Genomic DNA, 17,281 nt, shown 5'->3' with positions numbered 1-17,281 from the left:
TCAGGGCTGCGCCAAGGTGGGGTAGTCGCCCACCTGCAGGGTAAAGCCGGACGCATCCGAGCGCAGCTGCCCCTGGCCGCCAAACGGCAAGGTGACGCGGCGGCGGATATGGCCAAATTCGAGCCCCGTCAGCACGGGCACGGGCAAGCGCTGGCGCACATAGGCCAGCATGGCATCGAAATCGTAGCCCTTGTCCATGGGACTCAATTTATAGCCGGAAAAATCGCCCAGCACCACCGCTTGCTGGCGTTGGACCACGCCCGCGTGCAGCAGTTGCAATAGCATGCGCTCGACCCGGTACGGATGCTCGTTGACGTCTTCCAGGAACAAAATGCCGCCATCGATGTCAGGAAAATACGGCGTGCCCAGCAAATGCACCAGCATGGCCAGGTTGCCGCCCCACAATGCCCCCGCCAGCTCGACCTGCGGATTGCCCTCGGCCACGCCGGTTACCGTGTGCGTTGGGCCCGCCAGGCACGACCACATTTGATCGAGCGTAAATTGTTCTGGCTCGTCGCGAATGAAATCATCGCACATCATGGGGCCGGCGAAACTGGCGCGGCCTGTCTTTGCCATCAGGCCCATGTGGAAGGCCGTGAAGTCGCTATAGCCGACAAACAGCTTGCCGCTGTCGGCCATGGCGGTAAAGTCGATATCGGGCAGGATGCGGCTGATGCCGTAGCTGCCGCGCAAGGCGATGACCACTTGCACGGCCGGGTCGGCAGCTGCCGCGTTGAGCTGCGCCAAGCGGCCAGCATCCGTGCCGCCGAAGCGCTGGAATGTGTGCTCGGGGTCGTAGTAATTGTGGACGGTGGCGCCTTGCGCCTGCAAGCGGGCGATGCCGCGCGCCAGCGCCGCTTCGTCGGGCGCGTTACCGCCCGGCGCAACGATGGCGATGCCAATCTCTGGTGTCTTCAAAATATGCCCGCACGTCAGTAAAGGGGAAGTAAGGGTGGGCGCGCCTAGGCTGGCTGGGAGCGCATCTGGGGCGCCATCTTACCTTGCAGATGCACATCGATCAAGGCGAGCAGGCGCTCGATCAGCTGGGGCGGCATGTCGTGCCCCATGCCTTCGATCACTTCCAGCTGGGCGCCCGGGATCAGCGCCGCCGTATCGATGCCGCAAGCGACAGGAATCAAGGGGTCGGCCGCGCCATGGATCACCAGCGCGGGGCACATGATGCTAGGCAGCAGCGCCGTGCGTTCGCCCGAGGCGGCGATGGCGACCATCTGCCGCGCCACGCCTTCCGGGCAACTGCCCCGCTCCAGCGCCGCTTCGATGCGCTGGTACAGCAGTTTTTCCGAGACGGGATAGGCGGGGCTGCCAATGACGCGCACGGTAGCGGCCATGTGCGCCATCAGTTCGGCGCGGCTGGCATTGCGTTTCGGACGTTGCAGCAAGGCATTGCGCGCCGCCCGCGTCGGGCCGGGCAAGCCGCGCCGGCCGCTGCTCGACATGATGGAGGTCAGGCTGAGCACCTGCTGCGGCGCGCGCGCCGCCATCACTTGCGCAATCATGCCGCCCATCGACACGCCGATCACGTGCGCCTGGGCGATGCGCAAGGCCGTCAGCAGGCCCAGCGCGTCAGCGGCCATGTCATCGATGGTGTAGGAGGTTTTCAGGGGCCAGCCGAGCAGGTTTTTCACATAGGCCAGCGGCAAATACGGCTTGCCTGCCAGCGCCATCTTGCTCGACAGGCCGCTGTCGCGGTTGTCGAAACGCAAGACGCGAAAGCCTTGCTCGACGATCCCTTCGACAAAGTCGGCGGGCCAGGCTATCAATTGCATGCCCAGGCCCATGACCAGCAGCACGCACGGATCATCGGGGTCGCCGTGGCATTCATAAGCTATGTTGAGGCCGTTCGCCATGATGGTTGCCATGATTGCCTCTTTTCCAGGAACCAGCACGCAGGCACGATCGCTGCGGCCTTGAAGTCAGCATACCACTATTGTGATCTTGCCATCACGCCGCGCATAAAAACAATCTGAAGTGTTGCCGCGCCGGTACGCCGGGCGGCAACACTACTGCTTACTTACTTGGCTTTCGGCAGGGAATCGGCCAGGTCGAGCCACGCTTGCGGCTGCGGCTTGCCCCGCTCGCGCACGCCGAAGAAGGACACCACTTGCCTGCCCTCGCTGTCGAAGAACTCGACCGAGGTGACGCCGCCGCGCCTGACGACCCAGCCGCTGCGCAGGGCCGTGTCGCGGATGTGCAAGTTGAAGTCCGGGTCCAGCACATTATAGAAGCCGCCGGCGGCCATGGTTTTCTCGATCGTGCCGCTATAGATCTGCGTCAAGCCGTCGTTGCCCAGGAACACCATGATGGCGACCTTGTTCTTCGCCGCGTTGTCCAGCAAGGTGCGCAGCGCCTCGGGCGTCACGCGCTCGACCATGCCGCTTGGCGCCAGGCGCAAGGCTTGCTCACGCGACAGGTGAAATTCGCGCATGATTTGCGCAAACTGGTGCACGTCCGTCATGTCTTTCCAGGCCAGCTGGAATTGATTGACATCGATCTCGGCATCCGGTTTTTCGGCCGCCTTCGGCGCTGCGGCCAGCACGGCCAGTGCCGCGCTTTGCTGGGGCAGGCGGAACGTTGCCACCAGCTTGTCGTAGACGGCCCCGCCAGCTTCGTTGCGCAGGTAAATCTTGTGCACGGCCGTGCCGTTGGCGTCAAAGAACTGCAGGCTGCGCGTCGGTTTGCCATCGCGGCCGGGCTGGAGCACGGCAAATGCGTATTTCCAGTGTTCAAAGTGGAAACGCAGGTCGATCTGGCCGCCCAGGTAGCCGCCAGCGATATTGCGCTGGCGCGCTTCCTGCTCCGGGTCCTGCTCCTGTCTGGCGTCCGCCGGTTCGGACTTGTCGCCCGCCTGCTTGAATTTGCTGGCCATGCCCGTCGTCTCGATGACGCCGTTTTCATTGCGCGTGATCGCTTGCACCACGCCCAGATCCAGCGCGGCGCGCATGATTTCCCGCGCTTGGTTGCCGTCAGCCTGCAGGCGCGTGACGCCATTGCCGATGTTCGTTGCCAGCAATTGCGCTTCCGACACGCCCAGCGCGCGCGCCGCGTCGCGAATCTGCAGCTTCGGCTGTTCGGTGCGCAAGGTGGCCCAGCGTTGCGCCAAAGTGGCTGGGGCCGCAGTGGCGTTGACAATCAGCAGGCTGCCTACCAGGGATAGAACAAGTTTGGATAACTTCATAGTGTGGCCATTCAATCAAACATGGAAAAAAAAGGCGCGGGCGCGCCTCCCCGGTGAAAATTCAGAAACTCACGCTCACGCTGGCTGCCACATTGCGGCCCGGCTTGGCATAGCGCTCGATTTCGGCGCGGTTGGCAGCCGTGATGCCGCTGGCGAGGCTGCGCGCCGAGGCATAATCCCAGTACTTGCGATCCGTCAAGTTGTACACGCCGACGACGATCCTGGCGTTCTGGTGCACATTCCAGTAAGTCGACAAGTCAAAGATGGTGTACGACGGCACGGTGAAGAGCGTGCCGGCATCGCCGACGAGCAGGTTTTCCGGCGCCTGCCTGGCACCCGCATGCACGGCCGTCAGCGCCAGGCCGAACAGTTGGTTTTCCTGATCGTAGCCAAGTGTCAATGCCGACTTGGCCGGTGCCACCGAGTTTAAGCCACCGCTCTCGCCCGTCTGGATATTGAAGGCACGGCCCTTGGCCACGCCATTGGCCATGTCAACGTGGTAACCCTGCAGGGCTGGCACCCAGGCGCCCAGTTCCACGCGCAGGGCCAGTTCGGCGCCCCAGGTACGGGCATTGCCGATATTTTCCGGACGAAACAAGCCGCGCGTGATGGTCGGATAATTCACCGGGTCATCCTTCTGCAGCACGTAATCGACCATATCCGTATATTGCGTCTGGTACACGGAGGCGTGCAGATTGACGCCCTTGCTGAGATCGCCCTTCAAGCCCAGTTCGTAGGCCTGGCTGGTTTCCTTGCGCAGGCCGGCATTGCCCAGCACGGCATAGCCCTGCCCCGTGCCCGTATAGCTGAAGGAGTCATACGTACCCGTGCGTTCGGCCGCCGTCGGCAGGCGCGTGCCGCGCGTGAAGGTGGCATAGGCATTGATTTGCGGCAGCACTTCCACGGACAGGCTCAGGCTTGGCGTGAAATAGGTGTCGCTCTCTTCGCGCACCTCCTTGGCCGCGCCCGGTACGGCGATGACGTAGGTTTGCAGGTTTTTCGGCGCATTCCTGCGGTAGTCGGCACGCAAGCCTGGCGTCAGCACGGCCTTCTTGCCGGCCAGGTCAAAACTGACGTCGTCGCGCACGTACAGGGCCAGCTTGGTGGTATCCATGTCAGCCATGCGGTTCTTGTTGGTGACCTGATGCTGGCCCGTGGCGATGATGACACGCTCCTCACGCCACGGACGGCGCGTTTTCAGCTGCTCCAGCTGTACGCCGTACAGCAGCGCGTTGTCGGCATTGAGCTGCTTGAACGCTTCCGACGTCAGGCCGATGCTGTCATTCTTGAAGCTGGTGTCGATGGAGCGCTGGGCCGGGCTGCCGAAGGTGTAGCGGCCTTGCGTCTTGTCATCGGTTTTCGCATTCTGCAGATACACTTTCGACGTCAGGCGGTCGAACAGGGTGAAATCTTTCAGTGCCACATCGTGGCCCAGGCTGACGCGCGAGCGCCTGGTGATGGAATCCTGCTGCACGCCGGTCGGATAGTACCTGCTGACCTTGCTGCGCAGATCGCGCTCGTTCTTGCGTTCGAACATGTCGACCGTCAAGTCCAGCTTTTGTTCGCCCGGCAAGGCCCACACCAGCTTGGATAGCAAGGCGTTCGAATGCCAGTCATCCGGATTCGGCGTGGTGGTGCCGCGGCTCTCCGTCTGTTCGCCATCGCGGTGCACGTAGACGGCCAGGCCCTGTAATGTGCCGCCGATCCTGGCGGCGCCCGTCAGGGTATGCGCATTGCTGCGGTCGGCCGTGGCACGGCCATATTTATAGGCAGCGTAACGGTCTTGCCCTTCGCCCAGGTAATCCTCGGGCGACTTGGTGATGAAAGCGACGCCGCCGCCCAGGCCAGGGCTGGCACCGCTGACGGCCGTGCTACCCGAATCGATGCGCACTTCGCGGAAGGTTTCCGGATCAAAATAATCACGGCCCGTACCGAAGGCGTTGAGGGTATTGCCATCCGGTTTCGGCGCGGCATCCGGCAGGGAAATGCCATCGAGTTCCAGGCTGACGCGGTTGCCTTCCAGGCCACGGATGTTGTAGCCCGTGTTGCCCGCGCCATCCCACACGCTGCCGCTGCCCGAAGCCGCCGCTGGCGCGGCAATCAAAGGCAGGTAGCGCACGATGCCGCCCATTTCCGTCACGCCGCGACGCTCCAGGTCTTCGCTGCTGATCACGTTCCTGGTGCCGGCGCGGCGCGCGTAGTCTTGCTTGGCGTTCACGACGATTTCCGGGAAGACTGGCAGCCTGGCCGGTTCCTGGGCCGCCGTGTCCGCGTTGACGGCAGCCGTTTGCGCCTGCGCGGACAGCAAGGGCGCAGCAAACAGGCCCAGCAAGGCGGCGCGCAGCACCAGCTTGTGCCGGCGGGCGGGAATGCGTGGCGATACGGCGGGCGCAGCGGAGCGCTGCAGAAGCACTGTAGTCATGATGATCCGGTAGAAGAGTGAAGGCTGGCTCTTGAACTCGGATCGATAACGATACGCAAGGGAAGTTTGCTGGCGAAAAGAAACATTACTGTAACACGAATCATTCTCATTTGAGAATAACGGAATGACGGCAAGATGTTATTTCACAACAGATATAAAAATGCCAGACGGGACGGCTGGCATGGACCGCCAAGGCGAAGGCTGGGCAAAGGCTGCCCTGCCCGCCTTGACTGGCTTCAGGCGGGGGGATTGGCCAGCTTGCGCGCGTCTGCCTGCGCGCGGCGGCGCTCGGCAAAGAAGCGCTTGAGGAAGGCGCCGCACGCGTCGGCCAGCACGCCACCGGCAACCACCGTCTGGTGGTTCAATGCCGGCTGCTCGAACAGGTTCAGCACGGAACCGCAAGCGCCCGTCTTCGGGTCGCCCGCGCCGTACACCACGCGCGCCAGGCGCGCATGCAGCATGGCGCCCGAGCACATCACGCATGGCTCCAGCGTCACGTACAGTTCGCAGCCGGGCAAGCGATAGTTGCCCAGCTTTTCGGCGGCAGCACGCAAGGCCATCACTTCGGCGTGCGCCGTTGGATCGTGACGGCCGATGGGCTGGTTGTAACCCACGGCAATGACTACACCATCCTTGACAACGACGGCGCCCACGGGCACTTCGCCCAGATTCCACGCGTGCTGGGCCTGCTCCAAGGCCAGCTGCATGTAGCGCTCGTCAGCCGCATGCACGGCAGGCACGGCGCTGTCCGGCGTTTCAGTCATCGGTCACTTCTGCCCAGCAGTTTGGCGTTTCGTGCAGCACCAGCTTGTGCAGGTGCAGCCCCGTGCCGAAATGGTCGGTAAACGCCGCTTTCAGGATCTCGAAGGCGATGCGGGCCAGGTTTTCCACCGTCGGGATGCGGTCGATGACGACGGTTTTATGGTCCGGCAGGCTGGCCAGGAAGTCGCGCACGGCCGCGTCTTTCTCGTAGACGAGGAAAGCGTGGTCCCAGACATCGACCAGGTGCTGCTTGGCCAGGGTCTTCACGTCGGAAAAATCCATGATCATGCCATTGTCGGAATTGCCTTCCGCTTCGATGACCTTGCCCACCAGGGTAATTTCCACCGTGTAGCGATGGCCGTGCAGGTTGCGGCACTGGCTTTTGTGGTCGGGAATGCGGTGGCCCGCGTCGAATTCAAGCTTGCGTGTGATAGTCAGCATGTTATTGTGAATATTACCTAATTAAGGAATTTGCAGGAGTTTATGGGTTTGCAGGCTCAGCTTCCACTTCGGCATGCTTTTGCATGTCTCGATGGCCAGCTTCAGGTTCTGCGCGGCCAGCGGGCCGTCCATCGCCTGCACGAAGAAGTTTTCGAAATCGAGTTGTTCGTAGGCGGCCAGGTCTTGCTGGAACTGGGGAATGACCACCTTGATTTCATTGCCCTTGTGCACCACCAAGGTAGAGCCCATCTTCGGGCTGACACAGATCCAGTCCACGCCTGGCGGCACGGGCAAGGTGCCATTGGTTTCGATGGCGATGGTAAAGCCAACCGCGTGCATGGCCTCGATGAGGGCCGTGTCCAGTTGCAGCAGCGGCTCGCCGCCCGTAAATACCACGTATTTGCTGGGCGCGTAGGTGGCCGGCCACAGGCTGTCGATCAGCGCGGCCAGTTCCCGCGGCGTCTTGAACTTGCCGCCCAGTTCGCCATCGGTGCCGACGAAATCCGTGTCGCAGAACTGGCACACGGCCGTGGCGCGGTCGCTTTCACGGCCCGTCCACAGATTGCAGCCGGAAAAGCGGCAAAACACGGCCGGACGGCCTGCATGCGCACCTTCGCCTTGCAGGGTGTAAAAAATCTCTTTGATGCTATAAGTCACAGTATTTCCTCAGAGCTGGCCAGCGCCACCGCGTATGGCGGGCGCATCGATGCGGACGCACACGGCGCATAAGGCAACGCCGGGACCGCAAAAGCCGATTGACAACCCTCTATTATATGCCGCCGCGCCACTTCCCGTGCAAAATGCCGCGCCTGGCCCCCACCTGTTCCCATCGCGCGCCTGGCAGAAAGTGACAGTTGCGCAACAGCATCACGCTATCCGCTCAGCTTTTGCGTTTAGACAATATAAATACTTTCAAGCTAATATATTTTCAGTACAGACATTGCCTGTTGGAAAATATTTTGGGGAGCAAGGAGATCATGCAAAGCACCACACGGCTGCCGCTAAGCCTGGCAATTCTGACTTGCCTCGGTGCTTGCGCCGCCATTTCCCTGCATGCCGGTTATGCCGCTGAACCGCTGGGCCCGGTCGGCATGCCATGCGACCTGGTGGCGGCCTGCTCCGTCCTGCTGGGTACGCTGGCCCTGCTGCTGCTGTGGCGCGAGCACGGCCTGGCACATCGCCTGCACGTGCAAGAGCAGCTGCGCGCGCACGCCGAACAAGGGCACCTGGCCGGCGAGCAGCACAAGGCGCGCCTGCAGGAACGCCTGCGCATCGGGCGCGACATCCACGACGACCTGGGGCAGCATCTGCTGACCCTGAAGATCGACCTGTCGATGCTGCAGACCAGCTCGTCCGGTACGGCGCCCCTGCTGGCACAGAAACTGGCCTTGATCGTGCGCAATGTGGACCTCAGCATCGCGGCGCTGCGCTGCGTCATCCACGACCTGCGCCCGCCCGCCCTCGACGCCGGCCTGCAGGCGGCATGCGACGCCTTGCTGGCGGACTTTAGCCGCAGCACCGGCACCGCCTGCGGTTGCCACTACCGGCTCGACGCCGCTGCTGGCGGCGCGCACGGCGCCCTGCTGTACCACGTGCTGCAAGAAGCGCTGGCGAACATCGCCCGCCATGCGCACGCCACGCGCGTTCAGCTGCACCTGCAACAGAGCGGCGCCACGCTCGAATGCAGCATCAGTGACGACGGCATCGGCCTGGCCGGCTCGCCGCCGCGCCTCGGCTGCGGCTTGTCCGGCATGCATGAGCGCGTGGCAGCGGCCGGCGGCAGCCTGCACATCGACAGCCACAGCGGCGCCGGCACCACCTTGCGCGTACGCCTGCCCTTGCCTGAGCATCGCTGAAATATTACTCAATAGCCAGCGCGCAGGCGCCACCTGCGTCACCGTCACCGTCAGCATTGGCGCCGCCACTGCCCTGCCTGGAACGGGCACGCAACTGGGGCAATTGATCCATACGGCCGACTGTGCGCTGTACCGCGCCAAGCACCTGCGCCGCAACCGCATCAGCCTGCCGGAAAAGACGCTGACGCGAAGAACTGCGCAGCGACGACAAGGCGCGCCATACGGCGGCCGCCTGCGCGCATTTCACCTCTTCGTTCCGGCAATTGCTTGCCGATCTCAAAAGCTATCCCGACAGCGGCGCGCCTATCGAGGCGGCCCGCAAAGTCGGCATGGATGTGCGGCAACGCCTGTGCGAAGAGATCCGCGCCGTGTATCACCATGACAAAGCGCACGACATCGACATCGTGTATATCCGCATGTTCCTGCCGACCCGGCGCGACTTCCTCAGCCACCTGACTGCACGCATCCTGCGGCCCGATTTCTAAATCGCCAGATTCACTGTACCGGCGTGCCCCCCTATGCACGGCGGCGCGAATATTCTATGCTGCGGCGTTGCACTTTCCACATTCCCAAAAAAAGAAGGAGCCTTCGTGTCAAGAATCATGCCCACATTACTACCCGCTTTCGCCCTGGCCCTGTCGGCCATGGCCTCGTCCAGCCTGGCCCAGCAAACGGCCAGCACCGTGCCGGCCAAGCCAGCCGTCGCCAACAGCGCCGCCGCCAGCAAGGCTGACCTGCTGCCGTTCAAGGCGACGGAAAAAACCCTGGCCAATGGCTTGAAAATCATCATCGTGCCGACGGGTTTCCCGAATATCGTCTCGCTGCAGATTCCCGTGCAGACGGGTTCGCGCAATGAAGTCGAGCCGGGCAAGTCCGGTTTCGCGCATTTCTTCGAGCACATGATGTTCCGTGGCACCAAGGCCTATCCGCCCGAGAAATACCAGACAGTCATCACCAAGGCTGGCGCGCGCCAGAATGCCTACACCAGCGACGATTTGACCAATTACCACACCACGTTCGCCAAGGATGACCTGGAAACCGTGCTGAAGGTGGAAGCAGACCGCTTCCAGCACCTGGACTATGCGCAAGATGCGTTCAAGACCGAATCGCGGGCGGTGCTGGGCGAATACAACAAGAACAGCGCCAATCCCGTCTCGAAACTGTTCGAAGTGATGCGCGACAGCGCCTATACCACGCATACCTACAAGCATACGACGATGGGCTTCATCCAGGACATCGAAGACATGCCGAACCAGTACGCGTATTCAAAGATCTTCTTTGACCGCTGGTACCGTCCGGAACGCACTACCATCATCATCGCCGGCGACGTCGAACCGCAAAAAGCCATCGCGCTGGTGGAGAAATACTGGAGTGGCTGGCAGCGCGGCAAGCAGCAGGCGGCCGTGCCGGTGGAACCCGCACCACACGGCCCCGTCTACCAGCACGTGGCCTGGCCCACGCCGACCCTGCCATGGGTGGCCGTTGGCTTCCATGCGCCCGCCTTTTCCGTGAAGGACAAGGACCAGGCGGCGCTGGCCACCTTGCTGTCGCTGTCGTTCGGCCGCACTTCACCGCTGTACAAGCGCCTGGTGCAAAACGAGCAAAAGGTCGATCAATTGTTTGACATGACGCCGGACCGGGTCGACCCGACCCTGGCCGTGATCGGCGCGCGCGTGAAAAACATCGACGACGCCGTGTATGTGCGCGATGCCATCCTGAAAACCGTGGCGCAACTGCGCGACACGCCCGTCAGCGACAAGGACCTGGCGGACGCCAAGTCGGCGGAAAAATACGGCCTGATCCGCTCGCTGGACAACACCGAGCAAATCGCCGGCACCCTGGCCTCGTTCGTGCATTTCGACCGCTCGTACGCCACCATCAACCAGTATTACCGCCTGATCGACACGCTCACGCCGGCCGACCTGCAAGCGGCAGCGCGCAAATACCTGACGGACGCGGGCATGGTGGTGACCACCCTGTCGCACCAGGCCATGCCTGAAGCGATTGCAAGCACGCCGAAGCTGGCCAGCCTGCTGCCGGCTGCCTCGACGGCAAAGTTCGACGTGCTGGTGCAAAAATCTGCGCTGCCGCAAATCCGCTACAAGCTGCTGTTTACCGCCGGCTCCGCGCAAGATCCGCAAGGCAAGGAAGGCCTGGCCGCGCTGACGGCCGCTATGGTGGCGTCGGGCGGCTCTTCCGAGCGCAAGATCGATGAAGTCAACCAGGCCCTGTTCCCGCTCGCTGGTAGTTTCAGCCAGCAGACGGACAAGGAAATGACCACCTTTACCGGCTCCATCCACAAGGATAACTGGGGCCAGTTCAACGCCATCGCCCTGCCGCTGCTGCTTTCGCCCGGTTTTCGCGAAGACGATTTCCGCCGCCTGAAGGATGCGCAAAAGAACGCGCTGCTGCTGGACCTGAAGGACAATAACGAAGAAGAGTTCGCCAAGGAGCGCCTGCAGACGAATGTGTATGCGGGCACGCCCTACGGCCACCCTGTGCTGGGTACGGTGGCCGGCATCGACGCCATCACGCTTGACGACGTGAAACAGTTCTGGAAGAGCGCGTACGCGCAAGGCGCCGTCAAGGTGGGTATTTCCGGCGACGTCAGCGACGCCATGACGGCCTCGCTGACGCAGGCGCTGGCCGCATTGCCGGCCGGCACCGGCTTGCCGGCCACGCTCAAGCCCGTGGGCCGCAAGGCGAAGGGCCTGGAAGTGGAAATCATCGAGAAAAACACGCGCGCCACCGCCATCTCGTTTGGCTTGCCGCTCGACGTGACGCGCACGCACCCGGACTTCCCCGCCCTGTGGCTGGCGAAAACCTGGCTCGGCGAGCACCGTGCCTCGAATTCCTACCTGTACCAGCGCATCCGCGAAATTCGCGGCATGAACTATGGCGATTACGCCTACATCGAGGCGTTTCCGCGCGGCATGTACCAGTTCTTCCCGAACCCGAACCTGGGCCGCAAGGCGCAGCTGTTCGAGATCTGGATACGCCCCGTGGCACCGGAAAACGCCCATTTCGCCCTGCGCGTGGCCCTGACGGAACTGGGCAAGCTGGTCGACAATGGCCTGACGCAGGACGATTTCGCCACCACGCGCGACTACCTGATGAAAAACGTCTTCGTGATGACCTCGACGCAAGACCAGCAACTCGGTTACGCGCTCGATTCGCAATGGTATGGCACGCCCGAGTTCACCAAGCTGATGCGTGACGGCTTGTCGAAACTGACGCTGGCGGACGTCAACCGCGCCATCAAGCAGCATTTGTCGGCAAAGAACCTGTCTGTGGTGATCGTCGCCAAGGATGCGTCCGGCCTGAAGGAAAAGCTGGTCAGCGATGCTTTCTCGCCCATCAAGTACGACGGCAACAAGCCGCAAGCCCTGCTTGATGAAGACAAGGTCATCGGCGCGATGAAGCTGGGCATCGCGCCGGCAGCGGTGACGGTGACGCCAGCGGTGCAGGCATTTGCGAAGTAATAATTAGTTGGACTGCCTCAAACCTCATCTGACACAGGCTGTCGGATGAGGTTGAGTTTCGTGATGAGGTCAGCTATCGGCCAGAAGCGGACGTTTAGAACACGATGGGAAAAGACATGCCGAGTACCGAAATCAATGAAATGACTCAGCGTGAGTGGCGCGAGCTTGGCTTCTTCTATGACCGCGACGATGACGCCAAGGAATGGCGATTGATTGGGTCCAAGGCAGGGCTTCGACAGTTCGCACATACAATGCAAAAATATGCAGCGAAACCTGCAACGATTTAATTTCGGAACACGAACACTTTGGCCCCTACAGTTACCTTGAGGTCGGCATTTGGACAACCTCGGAGATCACCGACCATTGGATCGCCGGTCCGCTGAAGGACATTCAAAGGCTCGCACTTACTGTAATTTCTCGACTTGATGCTGTGCCAGTAGGTGATTGCATTTATCTTCGCGCCGAGTTCGCACCGCTTTCACCTTACGAACTTGTTTTGGAAGTGAAGGACGATTCTTACGATCCAGCAAAGGCTGACTCGGCGTGTTGGTAACGATTCGACGGCTTCCGAATTGACAGGCAGTTGTCGGCCAAAAGCGGACAGCGACCCCACGTCAAGGTTGCTGTTCGAAATCCATGGTTTCGACATCGTCATCTGAAGCAAGTGGTTTCCCGAATGCCTGGAGCCACAGGTAGCCTGCAACACCTGCTGTCAGCGACGCGAGGAAGATTGCCATCTTCGATGAAGTGACAAGTTCGGGTTGTCCGACGAACGCAAGGTTCGTAGTGAAGATAGACATCGTAAATCCAATGCCACCGAACAGACCCGCTCCGAAAATATGACGCTAACTCAAATCCAGCGGCAATTTGCAAATGCCTAGAGCAACGGCTATGAAGCACATCAATGTAATGCCTAATGGCTTGCCGATTAATAGTCCCCCAGCGATGCCGGTGCTATTTGCCGAAGCGAGCTATGACCCGCCTGCCGATGCTGCCCGAGCCGCATCGGGGAATTGCTGCCGTATCACTGGATATCGGCCGACTATTCTTTGCCATCATGGGAAGGTCAAGTCCAAACCGACCATCCTGACAAGGACGAAGGTGACGAGCCCCAGGCCCAGCAGCAATAGCACGAAGGCTGCGGCCACCTTGCCGCCCGCGCGTAGCACCGCGCGATTCTGCTTCGCCTTATCCTTATCCTTCTTCCCTTGATCGTAATGCCACTTGATGGCGAAGAACATGCCCGTGCCGAGCACGAGAGCCTTGAACGTAACGAAGACTATAGGGGTCCAATCTATCATTTTGAGTATTTCCAGTCTATTACTTGACGCTATCTATCGTGAGGAGCACTACCTCAAAATGCTGCTTCAGCAGATTTCTGTTCAAACCATCCCCCCAGGCATCCTGTTTGAATCTTTCATTATATCTACCTATGAAATAACGATGGCATCAAGCGCAGTGATTTGCCGAATGCAGATGAGATAGGAGAAAACGTCAGCGACTGCCATGCAAGGATGGTGTTGCTGCACGTTCTGATGCATACTACTTTAAAACAATTTCCATACATTGAGACAAAATGTCCCAGTTGAAAACCATACAAGATGAAAATTTGACTATCTGGTTGCCGCGGTTGACCGGGAACAAAGGGCCACGTTTTTTGCAGATTGCGGATGCGTTGCAGGCGGCGGTGGTAGACGGGTCTTTGACCCCGGGTGACCGTCTACCACCGCAGCGCCAGTTGGCAGCACAGCTGGACGTTGACCTGACGACGATCACGCGCGCATACGACGAAGCCAGACGCCGCAACTTGTTGGAGGGCCGCGGCGCTCGAGGCACTTATGTCGCGGCGCCGAAAGTCGAATTGACCGCTATCCTCGATCTGAGCATGAATACCCCACCACCGCCGGATGGCGTGGACTTCGACGACATGTTGAAACAAGGTTTGTCTCAAGTACTGATGAGGGCAGATAATGAATTGCTGATGACTTACCACTTGGGCGGGGGAAGCGACTCCGACCGTAAGGCTGGAGCCAAATGGCTAGCACCGATGTTTGGACATCTGGATTCCAGGCAGGTTGTTGTCTGTCCGGGTGCGCAAGCGGCGATCGCCGCATTGATCCTTGCGCTGACGGAGCCTGGCGATGTTATCCTGGCAGAGCCAACGAGTTATCCCGGCTTGCGTGCCGCAGCGACCCAATTCGGCCGGCACATCATTGCGGTGGAAGCGGACAAGCACGGGATGGTGCCTGAGATGCTTGAGGAAGCGTGCCGCCAGCACAAGCCTGGGCTGGTCTACCTCAATCCGACTTTACAGAACCCGACCGCCATCACCATTCCGGAACGCCGGCGCAAGGAGCTCGCCAGCATCGCGAAGCGCTGCAATGTACGCATCGTCGAGGACGATCCCTACTGGCTCCTTGCCGATGCCCCACCACCACCTATTGCCACGTTTGCCCCGGAACAGGTGGTCTACATTTCAACCCTGTCGAAATGCCTGACGCCCGGCTTGCGTGTCGCCTTCGTGCTAATACGCGACCCGCACGAACGCGAACGTTTCCTGGTCGCGCTAAGATCATTTGCGCTGATGGTCGCTCCTCTGACGGCCGCACTGGCCACTCAGTGGATCTTCGACGGTTCGGCTGACAAATTGATGGAAGGCGTACGCAAAGAGGCGCGCCTGCGCCACCGGATGGCTCGGGATATTCTGGCGGGGCGGTACAGCGGCGCGGAAGACGGCCTGCATGTATGGATCGAGTTGCCAGCGTATTGGAACTCCTCACAGCTTGCGCGTGCAGCCGGCAGCGAGGGCATCGCAGTCACGCCGGCAGAGGCATTCGCAACTGGCAGCGGATCCGTGAATGCAATTCGGATCTCTTTGGGTAGCATCAGGGACCGTGGACGCTTACAGGCGGGTCTTCAACGGCTGTCTCGTCTGCTTGCGCGGCGGCCCGAGTCGTTCAGCGCTGCTGTGGTTTAACTGTCCAGGAAACACTGTGCTTCATCCGGGAGTTCTCTCAATGCGGTCGCACATTGGTTTGCTGCCTCAGTGTTTATTTATCGTGAGATCACGCGCGAAAGTGAACAGACTGGAAGAAAGCTACGTTAGCCGTGCAACACAACGTCCGCTTTGGGGCGCAAGCCGCCACTCATCTGACGCCAACTTCCCGTTTCGCCAGAACCCTCATTATTTTATCGGAGACAATCCCTTTGCATGCGGGAAACGCGTCAGCGACGCGCATCCTGCCAGGTTTTCCCCTTGCGTTGACGCAGGTCTTATTCGAACGGATTGTCCACCGACGTCACCATCGGCGGCGGCAATGCATCGGGCAGCGCCTGCTGTTCCAGCTGCGCCACCACGTCGCCCAGCAGTTTTTGCAGCTGTTTGGCCAGCGCCAGGCCCGGCTTGTCCCGCGTCAAGTCGATGTCGCCGCTGATGCTGATGCGGTCGATGCGGTTTTCGATGCTCAGGCCGCCAATCTCCAGCACATCGCTTTCATTGGCGTAGGGGACGAATTTCTTTGCGCACATGGGATTTCCTTTTCAATGATCTTATTTTCTGGACTTGCTATTGATCTTCGGCAAACTCAGCATGCGCAGCTTTTGCTGCCGTGTCAGCGACGGTAACAGATTGATGCCGATCCTGTCTTCCAGTTGCGCAATGCTCAGCACTGCGTAATCTTTGGTATCGACATTTTCAATGAAGTAGGCGGCGCCGGCGCGCTGGCGCGGGCTGTAGACGACTTTATACAGGTGGCTGGGCACGATCACGCGGCCCACCTTGCGCAGGTTGCCGCCAATGAAGGCCGGCCCCGTGATCACGTACAGGTCGCCCTCTTTCTTGGCCATCTTACGCACGGCGCCTTCGATGCCGGCCCACACGTAGCGGTTGTTGCGTGCATCTTGCGGCACCATATTGGCCAGGGTAAAGCTGTCGCGCTGGCTCTGGCGGTCCGGCATGTCGCCGTTGGGTGCCATGTGGCCACGGTCGAAGCCGCTGCGCGCATAATCGGCCAGTTCGGCGCGCTGGGCGGCGGGCAGCTTGCGTTCCGCATGGAATGAGTTTTCGCGCGACAGGTCCTGCGCCGCTTCCAGCTTGTTCGCCGTCAAGTGCTCGGCCGACCACAACGGCGTGCGGGTGATGCCCGAATGCATCACGCCAAATACGCTGTAGCACAGCTCCTGCGTCGCCGCCTCCAGCTTGGGGTTGGTGATTTCCGGCTTGCGCCCATCGACATAATGGGCAGGACAGGCATCGGCATGCGCCAGGTTTGCGGCAAAGGCGGTGGCCAGCACGCCGCACGCCAGGGTCAGCCTGGCGATCAATCGTTGAATCATATTTCCCTAATTGAAATCTTTGCAGGCCAGCATTCTAGCGGACGAAGGCCCCGCATCACAAACCTGGCGTGCGCTGCCGTGCGAGGCTGTCAGCGGGCCGGCGGCGCGCTGGCGCAAATAAAGGCCAACAGGTCGCGCATTGGCATTCATATCTGCTAAGATTGCCTTGATTTGTTCGCATGACCATTCAAGATTTGGAGAGCATATGATCAAAAAAACCCTGCTGCTGATCGTTGTCGTCGTCGCCGCCATCCTCGGCTATGCCACCACCAAGCCTGACACCTTCAGTGTCCAGCGCGAAATCACCATCAATGCCCCGCCTGAGAAAATCGCCCACCTGATCACGGACTTCCACTACTGGTCGGCCTGGTCGCCGTGGGAAAAGCTCGATCCGGCCATGCGCCGTACGTATGCCGGTCCCGCCAACGGCGTGGGTGCGCAATATGCGTGGCAAGGCAACGACAAGGTGGGCGCCGGCAACATGGAAATCACCGAGGCGGCCCAGCCCGAGCGCACCGTCATCAAGCTCAATTTCCTGAAACCGTTCGAAAGCCGCAACACCACGACCTTTACCATGGCGCCCGATGGCGGGAACACGAAGGTCAACTGGACCATGACGGGCCCCAGCCCTTACGTCAGCAAAGTCATGACGGTCTTCGTCAGCATGGACCGGATGATCGGCAAGGATTTTGAAAAGGGTTTGAATCAGCTGAAAGCGGCGGCGGAACGCTAACGCCTCGCTTCTCCAGCGTCAACAGGGCCCGCGCGGCCCTGTTTTCTTGACACG

Annotated in this window: 16 protein-coding genes and 2 pseudogenes; 7 read left to right on the top strand and 11 right to left on the bottom strand. The window is 60.8% G+C overall.

The features are described from left to right. The 7 genes from ldcA to queE form a co-directional block, all read right to left on the bottom strand. A complete protein-coding gene (gene ldcA, locus ACQ4W6_RS17570) occupies positions 1 to 918 on the bottom strand; it encodes a muramoyltetrapeptide carboxypeptidase (RefSeq protein WP_436568458.1) in 918 nt (305 codons plus the stop codon). A 44-nt stretch (positions 919 to 962) separates the two neighbouring features. After that, positions 963 to 1,880, bottom strand: a complete 918-nt coding sequence (locus tag ACQ4W6_RS17565; RefSeq protein WP_436568457.1) for an alpha/beta fold hydrolase — start codon at positions 1,878 to 1,880, stop codon at positions 963 to 965. 152 nt (positions 1,881 to 2,032) lie between these two features. Beyond that, entirely contained in the window at positions 2,033 to 3,196 is a 1,164-nt protein-coding gene (locus ACQ4W6_RS17560; protein WP_436568456.1) for a hemin-degrading factor, read from the bottom strand. 61 nt (positions 3,197 to 3,257) lie between these two features. Next, positions 3,258 to 5,618: a TonB-dependent receptor domain-containing protein gene (locus tag ACQ4W6_RS17555; RefSeq protein ID WP_436568455.1), complete on the bottom strand. Its 2,361-nt coding sequence runs from the start codon at positions 5,616 to 5,618 to the stop codon at positions 3,258 to 3,260. Between the two features lie 236 nt (positions 5,619 to 5,854). Then, positions 5,855 to 6,382: a tRNA adenosine(34) deaminase TadA gene (gene tadA / locus ACQ4W6_RS17550; protein ID WP_436568454.1), complete on the bottom strand. Its 528-nt coding sequence runs from the start codon at positions 6,380 to 6,382 to the stop codon at positions 5,855 to 5,857. After that, the gene (gene queD, locus ACQ4W6_RS17545; protein WP_436568453.1) at positions 6,375 to 6,821 is read right to left on the bottom strand and encodes a 6-carboxytetrahydropterin synthase QueD; all 447 of its coding nucleotides are present in this window, start codon (positions 6,819 to 6,821) and stop codon (positions 6,375 to 6,377) included. The genes tadA and queD overlap by 8 nt, the downstream gene beginning before the upstream one ends. Before the next feature lie 21 nt (positions 6,822 to 6,842). Continuing rightward, entirely contained in the window at positions 6,843 to 7,478 is a 636-nt protein-coding gene (queE, locus tag ACQ4W6_RS17540) for a 7-carboxy-7-deazaguanine synthase (RefSeq protein WP_436568452.1), read from the bottom strand. A 320-nt stretch (positions 7,479 to 7,798) separates the two neighbouring features. Here queE and ACQ4W6_RS17535 point away from each other — a divergent pair, with 320 nt between their 5' ends. The 5 genes and pseudogenes from ACQ4W6_RS17535 to ACQ4W6_RS17515 all read left to right on the top strand — a co-directional run bounded on the left by ACQ4W6_RS17535 (position 7,799) and on the right by ACQ4W6_RS17515 (position 12,446). After that, positions 7,799 to 8,677 carry a sensor histidine kinase gene (locus ACQ4W6_RS17535; RefSeq protein WP_436568451.1) on the top strand — a complete coding sequence of 293 codons (879 nt, stop codon included), beginning with the start codon at positions 7,799 to 7,801 and terminating at the stop codon, positions 8,675 to 8,677. Continuing rightward, a pseudogene (locus tag ACQ4W6_RS17530) lies at positions 8,577 to 8,825 on the top strand (diguanylate cyclase domain-containing protein); the annotation flags it as partial. The gene ACQ4W6_RS17535 and the pseudogene ACQ4W6_RS17530, both read left to right, overlap by 101 nt. 115 nt (positions 8,826 to 8,940) lie before the next feature. Then, positions 8,941 to 9,162: a hypothetical protein gene (locus ACQ4W6_RS17525; protein WP_436568518.1), complete on the top strand. Its 222-nt coding sequence runs from the start codon at positions 8,941 to 8,943 to the stop codon at positions 9,160 to 9,162. A gap of 117 nt (positions 9,163 to 9,279) precedes the next feature. Then, on the top strand, positions 9,280 to 12,159 hold the full coding sequence (locus ACQ4W6_RS17520; RefSeq protein ID WP_436568450.1) for a M16 family metallopeptidase: 2,880 nt from the start codon (positions 9,280 to 9,282) through the stop codon (positions 12,157 to 12,159). A 116-nt stretch (positions 12,160 to 12,275) separates the two neighbouring features. After that, positions 12,276 to 12,446: a hypothetical protein gene (locus ACQ4W6_RS17515; RefSeq protein WP_436568449.1), complete on the top strand. Its 171-nt coding sequence runs from the start codon at positions 12,276 to 12,278 to the stop codon at positions 12,444 to 12,446. Positions 12,447 to 12,773: 327 nt separating this feature from the next. Here the strand turns inward: ACQ4W6_RS17515 and ACQ4W6_RS17510 are convergent. Continuing rightward, positions 12,774 to 13,112, bottom strand: a pseudogene (locus ACQ4W6_RS17510) (Na+/H+ antiporter NhaA); the annotation flags it as partial. Between the two features lie 102 nt (positions 13,113 to 13,214). After that, a complete protein-coding gene (locus ACQ4W6_RS17505) occupies positions 13,215 to 13,460 on the bottom strand; it encodes a hypothetical protein (RefSeq protein ID WP_436568448.1) in 246 nt (81 codons plus the stop codon). Between the two features lie 275 nt (positions 13,461 to 13,735). Here ACQ4W6_RS17505 and ACQ4W6_RS17500 point away from each other — a divergent pair, with 275 nt between their 5' ends. Beyond that, positions 13,736 to 15,136: an aminotransferase-like domain-containing protein gene (locus ACQ4W6_RS17500; RefSeq protein ID WP_436568447.1), complete on the top strand. Its 1,401-nt coding sequence runs from the start codon at positions 13,736 to 13,738 to the stop codon at positions 15,134 to 15,136. A gap of 296 nt (positions 15,137 to 15,432) precedes the next feature. On the opposite strand, the gene ACQ4W6_RS17495 is transcribed toward ACQ4W6_RS17500, so the two are convergent. Both ACQ4W6_RS17495 and ACQ4W6_RS17490 read right to left on the bottom strand, forming a co-directional pair. Then, on the bottom strand, positions 15,433 to 15,687 hold the full coding sequence (locus ACQ4W6_RS17495; RefSeq protein WP_436568446.1) for a hypothetical protein: 255 nt from the start codon (positions 15,685 to 15,687) through the stop codon (positions 15,433 to 15,435). A gap of 21 nt (positions 15,688 to 15,708) precedes the next feature. Continuing rightward, positions 15,709 to 16,494: a DNA/RNA non-specific endonuclease gene (locus ACQ4W6_RS17490; RefSeq protein ID WP_436568445.1), complete on the bottom strand. Its 786-nt coding sequence runs from the start codon at positions 16,492 to 16,494 to the stop codon at positions 15,709 to 15,711. A gap of 205 nt (positions 16,495 to 16,699) precedes the next feature. On the opposite strand from ACQ4W6_RS17490, the gene ACQ4W6_RS17485 reads away from it, so the two are divergent. Then, the gene (locus ACQ4W6_RS17485; RefSeq protein ID WP_436568444.1) at positions 16,700 to 17,227 is read left to right on the top strand and encodes an SRPBCC family protein; all 528 of its coding nucleotides are present in this window, start codon (positions 16,700 to 16,702) and stop codon (positions 17,225 to 17,227) included. The last annotated feature ends 54 nt before the right edge of the window (positions 17,228 to 17,281 follow it).

Source organism: Janthinobacterium woesei, assembly GCF_051380875.1.
Classification (GTDB): domain Bacteria; phylum Pseudomonadota; class Gammaproteobacteria; order Burkholderiales; family Burkholderiaceae_D; genus Janthinobacterium.
This window is presented reverse-complemented; position numbering and strand designations above follow the sequence as displayed.